Origin of the sequence: Vibrio marinisediminis, from assembly GCF_014050145.1 — a bacterium.
In the GTDB taxonomy this organism is placed as follows: domain Bacteria; phylum Pseudomonadota; class Gammaproteobacteria; order Enterobacterales; family Vibrionaceae; genus Vibrio; species Vibrio marinisediminis.
The window spans coordinates 914,988-929,570 of record NZ_JACFYF010000001.1 but is presented as its reverse complement, the minus strand read 5'-3'; the positions used below and the strand labels follow the sequence as shown (position 1 = coordinate 929,570).

Annotated in this window: 14 protein-coding genes; 2 read left to right on the top strand and 12 right to left on the bottom strand. The window is 44.1% G+C overall.

Annotated features, from left to right (window positions below; all coding sequences use genetic code 11):
* The coding region (locus H2O73_RS04285) for a retention module-containing protein (protein ID WP_182106862.1) at positions 1–1,535 on the bottom strand (1,535 nt) is incomplete at its 3' end.
* Positions 1,536–1,887: 352 nt separating this feature from the next.
* On the opposite strand from H2O73_RS04285, the gene H2O73_RS04280 reads away from it, so the two are divergent.
* Complete coding sequence (locus H2O73_RS04280; protein ID WP_182106860.1) at positions 1,888–3,474, top strand: EAL domain-containing protein; 1,587 nt, start codon at positions 1,888–1,890, stop codon at positions 3,472–3,474.
* 72 nt (positions 3,475–3,546) lie between these two features.
* Here the strand turns inward: H2O73_RS04280 and H2O73_RS04275 are convergent, their stop codons facing one another.
* The 7 genes from H2O73_RS04275 to H2O73_RS04245 all read right to left on the bottom strand — a co-directional run bounded on the left by H2O73_RS04275 (position 3,547) and on the right by H2O73_RS04245 (position 9,917).
* Positions 3,547–4,455 carry an aldo/keto reductase gene (locus tag H2O73_RS04275; RefSeq protein ID WP_182106858.1) on the bottom strand — a complete coding sequence of 303 codons (909 nt, stop codon included), beginning with the start codon at positions 4,453–4,455 and terminating at the stop codon, positions 3,547–3,549.
* A gap of 262 nt (positions 4,456–4,717) precedes the next feature.
* A complete protein-coding gene (aroG, locus tag H2O73_RS04270) occupies positions 4,718–5,773 on the bottom strand; it encodes a 3-deoxy-7-phosphoheptulonate synthase AroG (RefSeq protein ID WP_182106856.1) in 1,056 nt (351 codons plus the stop codon).
* A 409-nt stretch (positions 5,774–6,182) separates the two neighbouring features.
* Positions 6,183–6,584, bottom strand: coding sequence for a VanZ family protein (locus H2O73_RS04265; protein ID WP_182106854.1), 402 nt, complete (start codon positions 6,582–6,584; stop codon positions 6,183–6,185).
* Positions 6,585–6,701: 117 nt separating this feature from the next.
* Complete coding sequence (gene cyoE / locus H2O73_RS04260; RefSeq protein ID WP_182106852.1) at positions 6,702–7,607, bottom strand: heme o synthase; 906 nt, start codon at positions 7,605–7,607, stop codon at positions 6,702–6,704.
* Positions 7,600–8,637: a COX15/CtaA family protein gene (locus H2O73_RS04255; RefSeq protein WP_182106850.1), complete on the bottom strand. Its 1,038-nt coding sequence runs from the start codon at positions 8,635–8,637 to the stop codon at positions 7,600–7,602. The genes cyoE and H2O73_RS04255 overlap by 8 nt, the downstream gene beginning before the upstream one ends.
* A gap of 9 nt (positions 8,638–8,646) precedes the next feature.
* Positions 8,647–9,195 (bottom strand): redox-active disulfide-containing membrane protein, encoded by a 549-nt coding sequence (locus H2O73_RS04250; RefSeq protein WP_182106848.1) that lies wholly within the window; start codon positions 9,193–9,195, stop codon positions 8,647–8,649.
* Positions 9,192–9,917 carry an SURF1 family protein gene (locus tag H2O73_RS04245; protein WP_182106846.1) on the bottom strand — a complete coding sequence of 242 codons (726 nt, stop codon included), beginning with the start codon at positions 9,915–9,917 and terminating at the stop codon, positions 9,192–9,194. The genes H2O73_RS04250 and H2O73_RS04245 overlap by 4 nt, the downstream gene beginning before the upstream one ends.
* 22 nt (positions 9,918–9,939) lie before the next feature.
* On the opposite strand from H2O73_RS04245, the gene H2O73_RS04240 reads away from it, so the two are divergent.
* Positions 9,940–10,176 (top strand): DUF2909 domain-containing protein, encoded by a 237-nt coding sequence (locus H2O73_RS04240; RefSeq protein ID WP_182106844.1) that lies wholly within the window; start codon positions 9,940–9,942, stop codon positions 10,174–10,176.
* 6 nt (positions 10,177–10,182) lie between these two features.
* Here the strand turns inward: H2O73_RS04240 and H2O73_RS04235 are convergent, their stop codons facing one another.
* The 4 genes from H2O73_RS04235 to coxB are packed head-to-tail and all read right to left on the bottom strand — an operon-like array spanning position 10,183 to position 14,503.
* Positions 10,183–11,067: a cytochrome c oxidase subunit 3 gene (locus H2O73_RS04235; protein ID WP_182106842.1), complete on the bottom strand. Its 885-nt coding sequence runs from the start codon at positions 11,065–11,067 to the stop codon at positions 10,183–10,185.
* Positions 11,064–11,714: a cytochrome c oxidase assembly protein gene (locus H2O73_RS04230; protein ID WP_182106840.1), complete on the bottom strand. Its 651-nt coding sequence runs from the start codon at positions 11,712–11,714 to the stop codon at positions 11,064–11,066. Before H2O73_RS04230 ends, H2O73_RS04235 begins: the two co-directional genes overlap by 4 nt.
* Positions 11,715–11,726: 12 nt before the next feature.
* Entirely contained in the window at positions 11,727–13,367 is a 1,641-nt protein-coding gene (ctaD, locus tag H2O73_RS04225) for a cytochrome c oxidase subunit I (RefSeq protein ID WP_182106838.1), read from the bottom strand.
* On the bottom strand, positions 13,364–14,503 hold the full coding sequence (coxB, locus tag H2O73_RS04220) for a cytochrome c oxidase subunit II (protein ID WP_438696038.1): 1,140 nt from the start codon (positions 14,501–14,503) through the stop codon (positions 13,364–13,366). Before coxB ends, ctaD begins: the two co-directional genes overlap by 4 nt.
* Positions 14,504–14,583 lie beyond the last annotated feature (80 nt).

Below are 14,583 nucleotides of genomic sequence, written 5' to 3'. Positions count from 1 at the left end.
AGCGTCGGCTCTTTATCGGCATCAGAGCCCTGAGCACCACTGACGTTAAGATCATCTTCATCAACACGGGTTTGCCCAGTAAAGCCACTTAATACAGGTAAGTCATCGAGAATGGTAATAGGCAGCAGACTTTGCGTTGTGTCATTATCAAAATCCGTGGCAATAATCGGAAGATTGATTGTTGTAGTATCACTACCCGTCGCGTGATCAATCGGTTCCAACAACTGGAAAGTATAATCACCATTTGGTTCAACAAGCAGAGTAAACACATCGCCAGAGGTTGTAGAACCCGTATAGCTGTAGGTTAAATCACCATTGTCCACTTCATTAATGGTAACGATTTCACCATGAGAACTGATTGCACCTTGCTGATTGAATTCACTCACATCCAAGCGATACTGTTTGATTTCATCACTACCCAGATCAGCATCGACGACACTACCCTGAATTGTTTCGGCTTGGTTTGCATCCGTACCCGCAGGCAAATTAGAGTCACTGACAGTGACATTGGGGACATCGATGATCTGAGGGTCACTGCCATCTGCAATAGTGACACTGGCAGATATCGGCGAACGAATGGCATTACCACCACTGTCGGTGCCCGTAATATCAAATTTCACCACGACTTGATCATCGACTAAAGCAACATTGCCACCGCCAACTGAAGGCACGTGATCAATTGGTTTAGAGAGTGTGGTGGTTAACGTGAGCTCAAGATTCTTACCGACATTGACGGTATCAATATCAATTCTGACGACTTCTTCTATCCCAACGGTACCTACGATGGCATTTTCAGTGCTGTCATAAATAAAAGTAACCTCTTCACCAGAGGCAGTAATGTCGCTATTTAGTTCACTCAATAAAGAGGCAAGAGAGGTTGCATCAGGAACGAAACTATCGGCATCAAGAGTTAGATCGCCCGCTTCAACTGTTATCGAGGTTGATACCTCTGTCGGATAGCCGTTATCGGCATCAAAATCGCCTTCAATGAGAAGCTCTGAGATTGACTCACCACCTGCTGCAAATACGGTGGAGCGCCCTTCTTCTTCAGGCTCATCAAATTGATCACGGGTCGCAGCACTGGTTTCAAAGAATGTTTCTGCTAGTAACTCAGGGTTGTTGTACTCAACGGTAATAAAACCAGCATTGGCTGAGCCTAATACTCCACCCGCTGCGGCAGCTTCAAGAATTTCAGTTGGGTCTTCACCATCTAAGATCGCTTGCTGTATAGCTTCCAAAGAAGCCAGATCTAACTCACTGTTTTGACTAACATCCACTGAGACCAAACCATCAAGGGAAGCATTCTCAACCCCACCGCCGTCAGTGGTGCAAGCCGCACAATTTTCATCAATTGTAATGACTTTAGCCTGCTCAATTAACTCTACACTCGAGTGATTGGCGGTAATGATTATCTCATTGCCAGCTAGAACATCGCCTACTTTTAGGGCTCGGGCATTACCGGAGCTATCTATAACAATGGCGTCACCAACTATTTTTGTGACTTTCGCCCCCTCTAAGAGTACCTGTTGATCCATACTATCCCCCGAGACCTAAAATTAAATACGATGTTATTTTTATTAATATTTTTATCATTTCGAATGTAACAAAACTTTACCACAGGATGTAACAATACATCAATTACTGTGACATGCATCGCATTGAATAAAGTATAGCCATTTTTTACTAATAATGAGCAAGATAGTGCGGCTGAAAAAACTTGATGGACATCGCAAACTGAAGTGGCACGTTCATTTTCTCAACAACAAGACGGCGGTTTCTTACTAAGTCTTAAATATGAGACAATCAACAAATAGTGAAGTAAAATCATCTACTTTTTGCTTTTTGTATTTATAGTGGATTAGGTAGATATACAATGACTAGGTTTCAATGCAATCACTAAAGATCAACCTAAATCAAATCGCTGATCCGGCTAAAAAAATGTTCAATCATTTGCCTAACCTATTGCCCGTGATTGCTATTTTTTTATTGGCTTTTGCCTTTTCAATCCTAGGGAACTACTACCACACCCAAAGTGCAGTGAAAAAAGATGGCGAAGAAATTGTCGGAATGCTGGAGCAATATATTGATAGAACAGCGAGTGAGTTGTACCTACTCAATAAACGACTCAGTGGTCGTTGCACAGAACAAGATAAACTAAATCTTAGAGCACATGCATTTCGCTCAGAGTTCATCAAAGAGGTTGGTATCTATAAAGACGGATTTGTTGTGTGTACCAGCAATGAAGGACCGAGCACCATTCCAATTCCGAATGATGTGATAGACCGAATTCACGCATCAAAAAAACAAGTGACAATATCAATAGATGATTCTACTAGCCATCTTTCCACGTTTTTTGTTTACGCTTCAATCAATAACTCTTGGGGACTTAACGTTCTGTTGCCACCGGAACGGTTTACCAACCTTATCTCACAACGCCTGAAAGCAAGCGGTTACCAATACAAGTTAACCATATTGGACCATGAACTGAACAATGCAGACCATGTTCCATACTTAGCGCATTTTGCATTTGAATCGACTCTGTACCCATTTAAACTTCAGCTAAATCCCACTTCTTCCACTTATCAATACCACTATTTTTCGAACATCTGGCAAACGATTTTGGTCGCTTCGCTTTTCTCATTAGTCTATTTGGTTATTGGTTACCAACTGCTTGCAAAGCGCTCGATAGAATTTAATTTAAAGAATGCCATTCGCAATGATCTCATCGAGCTCTATTTGCAACCCATTGTCGACATCAATCTAAACACTGTCGTGGGCAGCGAAGCTCTGGTACGTTGGAAACACCCTATACAAGGACATATTTCCCCAGATATATTTATTCCTCTCGCTGAAAAGCTCGGCATTATTGATTCACTAACAGAAAAAATGCTCTCCATGGTGGCATTGTTTCTTCAAAATAATCCTAAATATCAAAAAACAAAATATGTCAGCGTGAACGTTAGCCGCATGTCTTTGGTTGATGATCATTTCTATCTCAGCTTAAAGAAATTTGCTAAGCGTTATCCCGATTTTGTTAACAGCATCTTATTGGAAGTCACCGAGAATATCGACTTCGATCAGAAACAACTTAAGTTAGCGTTAACCAATCTAAAGCAGATAAAAAACCTTGGTTTTCATTTAGCCATTGATGACTTTGGTACTGGTTATTCTGGGCTTAATTTCATCCGCCTTCACTCTTTTCAAGTGATGAAGATTGACCAAGTATTTATCAAAAGCCTGTATTCAGAGTCCAGCATTACCCCGGTACTTGTCTCGATGATTCAGCTAGCCAAAGAGCTAGATATGAAGGTAATCGCTGAAGGCGTTGAGACCGAGCAGCAAATTGAATTATTACGGAAGCTAGGGGTAAGCTATATCCAAGGTTATTACTACTCCTATCCAGTAAAACCTCAAGAGTTAATCAAATTAAGTGAACAGCCTGAATATACACAATACAGTGACGTCCCAGCGTAACATTCACGGCTCAACAATGATTTTCCACAAAAAAGCCAACCGCAAGGTTGGCTCTTCAATTACGTTTATTGGCTAAGGCACACCGTGCCCTTTTGAAGCAACCCAAACACGATACCATTGCTCGCGCGTAAGTTCGATACCCAGAGCATTGACCGCAGCTTCGACACGATCAATTTTACCAGATCCAATAATCGCCAGTGGCTTAGACGGTAGCTTGCGAACCCATGCGTAGATCACTTCGTCAATCGAATTAGCACCAACCTCATCACGCAGTAGCTCTAATTCAGTACGCACACGCTCAGCTTGTTCAGTTTTACCGGTAAAGATTTCTCCACCTCCTAAACAAGACCATGCCATGGGGCGAATGCGGGTCATTTGTAGTTGATCTAACGTACCGTCATGGGCAACCTCAAAATTAAGCGGATTAATTTCGACTTGGTTCGTCACTAACGGTTTATGAACTCGAGACTGGAGTAACTCAAATTGACGAGCGTTAAAGTTAGACACACCAAAGTGTTTAACCTTACCTACTTTGTGTAGCTCCGCAAACGCTTCAGCCACTTCATCTGCATCCATGAGAACATCTGGACGATGGATTAGAAGAAGGTCAATCTGCTCCACACCTAAGCGGCTCAATGAATTGTTTACTGACTCATAAATATGAGCCGAACTCGTATCGTAATAGTTTACTTTACGTTGAGGAAACTTATCAGTACAAAGGTTGATATCACACTTGGTCACGATTTCAATTTGGTCGCGCACCGAGCTATCCAGTTTTAGGGCTTCGCCAAATAGCTTTTCACACTCATAATTTCCGTAGATATCGGCATGATCGACCGTAGAAATCCCTAAATCGATGTGCTGCTTTAGAAACGTTAGTCGTTGCTGGGGTGTCATACCCCATTCGCCCAAACGCCAATACCCTTGCACAAGTTCCGACAATTCTGGTCCTTGTGGACCAATAGTCACTTTAGACACCATGTCTTACCTCCTAAATAATCTAAACTTAGGCTATGCCTTATCCCCTAATTGCTCAATATGAACTCCAGTCTAAACCGTGATGAAGTTCTAATTATGGGTTATGCCGCACAATAAGCTTCTTCGAACTCGCACCAGAAAATAGAACGTGCTAAGTACCTATTGATCTAAGTTTAGAAGATAACTAACTCATTGTTTTGACGAATAGTATAAATGAAATAAAAAAGGCTCCATAAAGGAGCCTTAGAGAGAATATTAATTAATGCTATTTTGCTGCGCGACGCGCTTTCACTGCATCTGCAAGTTGCTTGAGCACTTTCTCGGTGTCTTCCCAACCGATACAAGCATCTGTAATTGATTGACCATAATTAGCAACCTTTCCGTCAATCAAATCTTGTCGACCTTCGGTTAGATGTGATTCGATCATTACACCAAAGATTGCATCTTCACCACCCGCAATTTGGCCGGCGACATCTTCAGACACGTTAATTTGGCGCTGGTACTTTTTCGAGCTGTTGGCGTGGCTGAAATCAATCATTACTTTTTGTGGCAAACCAGAAGCTTCAAGCTCCTGCTTGATCGAACCAACATGCTCTGCGCTGTAATTTGGCTCTTTACCACCACGCAAAATAAGATGGCAATCAGGGTTTCCGCCTGTTTCGATAATTGCAGAATGACCAAACTTCGTTACTGATAAGAAATGATGCGGTGCACTCGCAGAACGAATAGCATCCGATGCGATTTTAATATTACCGTCAGTGCCATTTTTAAACCCTACAGGGCAAGAAAGACCTGAAGACAATTCACGGTGAACTTGAGACTCTGTCGTACGCGCACCGATAGCACCCCAACTAATAAGGTCAGCAACGTATTGCGGGCTAATCATATCAAGAAACTCGGTAGCCGTCGGCATACCTAAATCGGTCAGGTCCAGTAACAGTTTACGAGCAATTCTTAGACCATCATTAATTTTAAAGGTGTCGTTCAAATATGGGTCGTTGATCAGCCCTTTCCAGCCGACAGTCGTACGCGGTTTCTCAAAATAAACACGCATAACAACTTCAAGTTCTTCGCTTAATTCTTCACGAAGGACTTTTAGTTTTTTTCCATATTCTAACGCGGCTTGTGGGTCATGAATTGAACATGGTCCAACAACAACAAGTAGACGATCATCTTTATCTTGTAGAATATCGGAAATGGCTTCACGCGAACGAAAAGTAGTTGAAGAAGCGGTTTCTGTTGCCGGAAACTTCTCTAAAACGGCAATTGGTGGCAATAACTCTTTTACTTTATTAATTCGTACATCATCAGTTTGAAACATCGCTACTTCTTCCTATTATGTGGCGGGCAAGTTGCTTATATAAAATTATATTCAACTCGCTACCGTCCTATATTTTCCCTGTCACATCTAACTTATCCGCCTAAAACAAAGCTTGCAACCACTTTTTATTTTAAAAGGCAATAATTTGCCATTTTTTACAAATGAGCATTCATGTAAAAAATAACTTACACCACAACCATGAAATGTATACACAGAGAGAAGATCCGTAAATCACCTTTATTTTTCAAAAAGATAGAGTCAACCAATAAAACGATTTTATGTAAAAAATATAACCCACCGTTGCAAAATAGACAGGTTAAAGGCGTATTTATATGTTACTAACACTTTGTACAGTAAAGAAAAACGTGCGCAGTGCACGGAGAGAGTTCACAGAACTTTTCATTGGGAGCTAAACTCCACTCTTTTTCAGCCACAAGCGATGAAGCACAGCACCCAGCATTAAGCCTGAGATATTAATGGCTAGATCGATTATCGAAAATTCTCGTCTTGGTATAAAGGCTTGTAGAACTTCATCAACAATCACTGCGACCAAAATGACAACTAATAATGGAGGGAAACGGAAGTGTGTATTGCGGAAATAATATCTAGGCGTCGCCCAATGAGCAACGAAACCTAAGCTAATAGAGAGTACAACATGGAGAACCCACGCACCGCCCAAAAGGGTTTCCACCTGGTGCACCACATTGCCATGGTAGTTTAATGATTTAGCTAAAGAGGCTGTGCCACCAATAAGCACTAACAAAAACAATACGCTGACACGGCGATTAAAAAACAAACTACTACGATGCATGCTGAAAGACTACTTTTACTAACTGACCATTCCTTGGAGTTTCAACAGCATACGCGAGTTGCCTTCTACAGGGAAGGCAGCTTCGCTGTTTTTCAGCCGTATGAATGTCGGCTTGAGCTATGTGTTTGATAACCAATAGTGATCAACCAATAAGAGCAAAAACAACATCATCAAGTGGTAAATAGAAAACTTAAATGTTTCGATCGCGGTTTTCTCATTTGGGTTGTATTTTAGCTTCCACGCATAACCAATAAAGCCCAAACTTAACAAGCTTGCCCCAACCCAATACAGCGTGCCTGACATACCCACCAAAGCTGGTAGCAAACAGACAACGGATAACAAAATGGTGTAGAGCAATATTGAAGTTTTGGTGTACTCCTCACCATGAGTAACCGGCAACATGGGTATATCAGCTTTGGCATAATCCGCCTTACGATGAATCGCGAGCGCCCAGAAGTGTGGTGGCGTCCAGATAAAGATAATCATCACCAACAACCACGCATTACCGTGCAATTCACCGGTGACAGCTGTCCAACCAAGCAGCGGAGGCATTGCGCCAGCAATACCGGCAATCACTATATTTTGCGGAGTCGCCCGCTTTAGATACATAGTGTAAACCACCGCATAGCCCAACAAACTGGCAAACGTTAACCATGCAGTGAGTCCGTTAACTCCAGTGTAAAGTACGACGAACCCCACAAGCCCTATTCCTGTTGCGAACAGAGCCACGCGACTCGGTGCAATATCACCACTGGGTAAAGGACGGCGGTGAGTACGAAACATGATCGCGTCAATACGCCTATCAATCAGATGGTTAAATGCGGCCGCTGAGCCTGCCATCAAACCAATCCCGAGCATTCCCAATAGGCTCTGCTGCAAGGGCAGGGTTCCAGGCACCGCGAGACACATTCCCACCAGCGCAGTCAACAGCATCAGAGCAACGACCTTCGGCTTTGTCAGTGTTAAGTAGCTACGCCAAATGGAACGGTCTTGGGTTAATTCAACGCTAATTGATTTACTCATAGAAGGCCTCCTTGCCCAGAGAGCGATGATCAACACTCTTCATTGAATGACTACTAGTGCGCCAAATAATATGGTTGATATAGAGTGTGTTCAGTAGTAAAAGCGCGGCCACTAAATTATGGGCAACCGCCACTGCCAGTGGTAAACCGAATGAAACATTGCTTATTCCAAGCGCGACTTGGGTAAATAGCAAAATGGTTAACATCAATGCTTGCTGTCGATAGAGAGCCGAATTTTGATACAACAACCGAATGATGAGCAGCAATACCATAGCAAAAGTTACCATAGCGCCAAGACGATGTGTGACATGAATAGTCATACGTGCACCATAATCTAACGTGCCATGCTCATAGGTATCACGAGCAGGTTGAATCAGATTAAATGCGTTCTTAACATCTAAATATTGTCGCCAATCCCCCTGACAAATGGGTAATTCGGTACACATCAACGCAGCGTAATTTGAAGATGTCCAACCACCAAGTGCAATCTGCAATACAACGACGGCGAAGGTAATAAAAGCAAGAAAGCGTAACCCCATCCCTATCTTGACCTGATGGTTCAATTTGGTTTGTGTCACTCGCCAGTAGAGCAGTGCGAGTAAACTAAACAGCGTAAAACCACCAATTAGATGCCCCATAACCACGACTGGCATCAGCTTCAAGGTGACCGTCCACATCCCTAGTAGCGCTTGAAAAACCACCACCAGTGATACTGCAATTGGCAATAACCGACCACCTCGCTTCTGCGCTAGTGCAGTACCAGTGATGGCAAACACTAATAGACCTAAGGTGCCAGCAAAGTAGCGATGGATCATTTCTAGCCACGCCTTATCAGCTTGTACCGTTAGCTCAGGAAACAGAGCATTCGCTTTCGCCAAATCCGCTTGATTACTTGGCACTGCTAATTGCCCATAACAACCCGGCCAATCAGGGCAACCTAATCCGGCATCAGCTAAACGGGTATAAGCACCAAGTAAAATGACACAAAATGTCATGATCAAACTCAGCTGCAATAAACGTTTTAGCGTCATCATCGCCCCCTAACCCACTCGGGATAATTTGAGTAGCTTTCTTAGATCAGCCAGTAGTCCTTTACTTTGCGCGACTAGGTTTTGCTCCGAATCAACCTGCGGATAGCGCATAACCAATTGCCCCAAGGGGTCTACGATTACATACTCAAAGCTGCCCACAACATTGGTAAACGAGTCATTCACTTGGAGCATATCAAGCGGCAATTGAGCAACCATTTCAGGGTCACTCTGTTCGCCCACCAAAATCACTGGTACCACGCGCTGTTGATACTTTCCTAAAGCAACGTGACTTTGCTGTAAGTAGTGAATTTGCTGTTTACAGAATGTGTCACAATGTTCAGGGAGCACATAACCAAGCTGCCACTTAGCCCCCTGATATGGGTTAGCCACCCCCAATGCTTGGAGATTATTGCTTGGGTCAATTAACCTGCCCTTATTCGTCACTCCGGAGTTATACCAATGTTGACTCAGTACCAACTTGGCCAGTATCGCGGGCAATGCAAAGACTAAAAGTAATGCCAATAACTTTAACCGGCTACGAGTTAGCGTATTATTCATAGACTCTCCTTAGTCGAGCTTCTCAATGCCTTGCGAAGCCAGATCACTCCAAGCACGGTCAAAGCCATTGCCATTGCAAACCATTGAACAGCATAACCAATGTGCTTTTGATCATTCATTGGTACAGGTCGCCATGGTTGAGGGTAGATCCATCCCTCTTGTTGAGGTTGAAAGACAAAGTGTTCTAACGGAAGTTGCCAAGCTTCTCCCAGTTGCTTAAGATTCAAGTTCTGAATTCTCGCGGGACTGGTTTGCTCTAGCATCAATGCATCACTCAAAGGATTATTAGAACGTACGTATAATCGCCCACGCCCTTGATATTCCTCAGTCAACCATTCAACAGGTGGCAGTTGTGAGCGTGAATCGGTACCCGCAATGAAGCCTCTCTCTAACAGCACATATTGTCCAAGTTCAGTTTCCATAAGTTGCAGTGCCAAATAACCCACTTCACCTTCGAAGACTTGGTTATCAAGTAGTACGTATCGACCTTCCATTGGCGTCAAATCTGCAACCACTCTCGACCCAGTAATTAACTCAACATCAGTTTCTCTATTGATAAAAGTATTCAATGATTGCCAATCCTGACGCGAGTTAATATCTAGCTGGCTTTGTATTAATTGCTTCTGTTCTGCTCGGCTAAGTTGCCAAAATCCTAGGTTGACCAATATCGAAATAGCAACCAAGGTTAATGTTAAAGCTAACCAAAAAAACGGCTGTTTCATTAATCCACCAGAGGAAGGCATAATGGTTTTTCTATTCAAATTACTGCTGGTTTTATTATTACTCTTTATCATCGCTAACCTCGCCAAGGCACTGATAGAAATGGTTAAAGGTTCTAATGAATCAGAAGAAGACGATGAAGACCAACCTCCAATGAGCCATTACCTGAGACGACGAGTGATCCTCTCTGCTCTTGCGGTAATTTTAATGCTCGTCGCCTTACTTAGTGGCTTTATCGAGCCCAACTCTCGCCCGTTTTGATGGGCGCTAAAGTACATAAACAAAAACAAATAAGCATAGCCACACCACATCAACAAAGTGCCAATACCAACTACCCGCCTGAAAAGCAAAATGGTCTTTAGGTGTGAAGTGGTCTTTGGCAATTCGACCTAGTAGAACAATCAAAAATATCGAGCCTAAAAACACATGCAAACCGTGAAAACCCGTCAACAAGAAGAAGGTATTGCCATACACCCCAGATTGCAGCGTTAGCCCCAAATCTTGATAGGCATGAATGTACTCAACCGCTTGGTAATACAAAAAGAAACCCGCGAGTACGATGGTTATTTCTAGCCACACTATCAACGCCATGCGTTTATTACGCTCTAGGCTAACGTGCGCCATGTGTAAGGTGATCGATGAAAGTAACAGGATGATGGTGTTGCTGAGCGGAATGCCCTGCCAACTCATTGCCGTGGTGGTGACCCCACTAGGCGTCGTCGTTAGTGGCCAAACTGCATCAAACGCTGGCCATAACACCTCATGAGTCATGAGATTATTGTCAGCTCCACCAAGCCAAGGCACTGAGATCATTCTCGCGTAAAACAAAGCACCAAAAAACGCACCAAAGAACATCACTTCAGAGAAGATGAACCAACTCATCCCTTGACGAAATGACCGAGCAATTTGATCGGAATAGAGCCCACTCATTGATTCACTAATCACGTTAGATAACCAGCCCGCCAACATGTAGAGCAGAAACAGAAACCCACTGCCCAATACCACTTTCGAGAAAACACTCGCGCTGCCACCATCACTCATAGTTTGCACCGTTAAGCCAGCGCCGAGTGCAACTAAAAACAGCGCAATCGCACCAACAATCGGCCAACTACTTTGCGCTGGCACGTAATAGGATTGAGGCTTGGAACTCATGGCGTTGCTCCTTGTAACTGATTTGACTGAGTAACTGTCTTAACCTGAGCTGTCGTCGCCGGTTCCGTTACCGAGTCAGTTATATCGTAGAGGGTGTAGGAGAGCGTCAGGGTGTGAATCGCTTCGGGTATATCTCGCTCAATATAGAAAATCAGCGGCATTTCAGCCTGACTTCTTCCCTCTAGTGGTTGTTTATTAAAACAAAAACATTCAACTTTATTAAAATAGCTCGCCCCTAAACCCGGAGACACCGAAGGCACCGCTTGGCCTATAATGGTTCGCTCGGCTCGATTAAAGGCAAAGTAGGCAGTTTGAATCACCTCGCCTGGATGAACGTCCATAGAGGCGACTTTAGGTGAGAAATCCCAAGGCATTTGTGGATTAGGGTGGGCAATAAACTCAACGCGTATTGAGCGTGAAGTGTCTGGCTCCAAAGCGATGGGTTGTTCAACCGCAACAGAGCTTGTTTTGCCATTGATCCCTAGTGCATCACACATAATGTCGTAGATAGGCACTAGCGCAAAACCAAAACCAAACATAGCAATGGTTGCCACTACTAACTTGAGCGTCAGTTTTCTATTGGCGTTATTACCTAGGTTTTGATCTAGGTTATCACTGCTATTTTGCTTCGGTTCCCGACTGTCCATAGCCACTCACCTCTAGTCAACTTTGGGCGGTGTTGAAAATGTATGGTGTGGCGCTGGGCTCGGAACCGTCCATTCCAATCCTTCGGCTCGCTCCCAAGGTTTGTCTCCGACCTTCTCCCCACCTCTGATGCATTTGATCACCAACCAAAGGAAGATCAGTTGTGACAAACCAAACGCAAACCCGCCGATTGAGACGATTTGATTCACATCAGCAAATTGAATCGCATAATCGGGGATACGCCTTGGCATACCTGCCAGTCCCAAGAAGTGCATAGGGAAAAACAACACATTTACGGAAATGATAGAGCACCAGAAATGCCATAGGCTGAGCCTTTGGTCATACATATGCCCCGTCCATTTTGGCAACCAATAGTATGCCGCAGCCATGATTGAGAATACCGCCCCCGAAACCAACACATAGTGGAAGTGCGCGACGACAAAGTAGGTATCGTGGTATTGGAAATCAGCTGGCACAATCGCCAACATTAATCCTGAGAAGCCACCAATGGTGAATAGCACGATAAAGGCAATCGCAAATAGCATTGGCGTTTCAAATGTCATTGCCCCACGCCACATTGTCGCCACCCAGTTAAACACTTTCACCCCAGTTGGTACGGCAATCAACATAGTACAGTACATGAAAAACAGTTCGGCAAAGACGGGCATACCCGTGGTAAACATATGGTGCGCCCAGACCAAGAAAGAGAGTAAAGCAATACTGCATGTGGCGTAGACCATAGAGTGGTAGCCAAACAGCTTTTTGCCGCTAAATGCAGGGATAATGGCGGAAATGATACCGAATGATGGCAAAATCATAATGTAAACTTCAGGGTGACCGAAGAACCAGAAGATATGTTGGAACATCACCGGGTCACCGCCACCAGCGGCATCAAAAAACGATGTGCCGAAGTACTTGTCGGTCAATATCATTGTTACAGCACCCGCAAGCACGGGCATTACCGCAATCAACAAGAACGCGGTGATTAGCCAAGTCCAAACGAACATAGGTAACTTAAACCATGTCATTCCCGGCGCACGCATATTAACGATGGTGACGATGACGTTGATCGCCCCCATGATAGAGCTAATACCCATAATATGTACCGAGAACACAAACAGCGCAGTACTATCAGGACCATATGTGGTTGAAAGTGGCGCATAGAAAGTCCAACCAAAGTCGGGACCTCCGCCTTCAGTAAAGAGCGACGCAATCAGAATCGCAAAGGCAAATGGCAAAATCCAAAAGCTGAGGTTATTCATTCGTGGCAATGCCATATCTGGCGCGCCGATCATCATCGGTATCATCCAGTTCGCCAACCCTGTAAAGGCAGGCATTACCGCGCCAAACACCATGATCAAACCATGGACGGTGGTCATTTGATTAAAGAAGTGCGGATCGACCAGTTGTAGCCCCGGTTGGAACAATTCGGCACGTATAATCATCGCCATTGCCCCACCGGTTAAAAACATGATGAAGCTGAACCAGAGGTATAGGGTGCCAATATCTTTATGGTTGGTAGAATACACCCAGCGAGCAAAGCCTTTCGGGGCATGATGTTCTTCATGATCTAAAGCTACACTCGAATTTGCGCGACTCAGTTCAGCATCAGTAACTGGTGACGATTTCTCTTTTTGAGGAGTTGAGGTTTTCATTGTTCCTCCTTAGTGCCCTGACCTTGCGTTTTAAAACTGTTAATGTCAGAAGCCTGCACGACATCACCGGTGTTGTTTTCAAAACCATTACGTTGATAAGTAATAACCGCAGCGATCTCTTTTTCAGTCAGTTGATTATCAAACGCTTGCATTGCGGTACCAGCACGGCCGTTCACGATGGTATCGATATGCACATCAACATCGCCAGTGGCAATTTTGCTCCCCTTAATCGCAGGAAACGCACCGGGAATACCCTCACCGTTCGCTTGGTGGCATACGGCGCAGCGCTCAACATAAACCTTCTCACCGATTTGCATCAGTTCTTCCATGCTCAATTCACTGCTTAGAGCATCAGCCGCTTGTTGTTTAGCCAAAGCCAGTTCCGCTTTCTTGCCTTCTAGCCAAGTATCGTATTCATCCTCCGCCATGGCATGCACCACTATTGGCATAAATCCATGGGCTCGACCACACAGTTCAGCGCACTGCCCTCGGTAGACGCCGGGCTTGTCAATCTTGGTCCACGCTTCGTTGATAAAACCGGGAATAGTATCTTTTTTGACAGCAAAATCAGGCACCCACCAAGAGTGAATCACATCATCAGAAGTGAGTAAGAAACGGATTTTCCGGTTGATTGGCAACACCAGTGCGTTATCCACTTCAAGTAAGTAGTGCGCCCCTTTTGCTTCAATGCCATCAATTTGATTTTGCGTGGTCGCCAGTAAACTGAAAAACTCAACATCTTGCTCAAAATAGCTGTAATGCCATTTCCATTGTGAGCCAGTTATTTTAATAGTGAGGTCAGATTGAGAAGTATCTTCCATGGCGAGGAGTGTTTTAGTCGCGGGAACAGCCATGGCAATAAGGATAATGATGGGAATCACTGTCCATACAATTTCCACTTTAGTGCTTTCGTGGAAATGAGCAGCGACAGCCCCCTTCGACTTTCGATGTTTATATATCGAATAGAACATTGCACCAAAAACGACCAGTGCAATCGCACAACAGATGTAAAAAATCAGCATGTGAAGGTGATAAACCTCTTCACTGATTTGGGTCACACCCTGAGTCATGTTTAACACGTTGTCTTCGGCGAAGGTCGATGATGCCCAAGTTGCAGCAAAAACTTCCAATGTCAGCCACACCGTTACTGGTATTCTCTTCAAAAGAGGTCTCCTCTTGTCTCTGCTCTCATACGAGATGCCAAAAACCAAGGGTT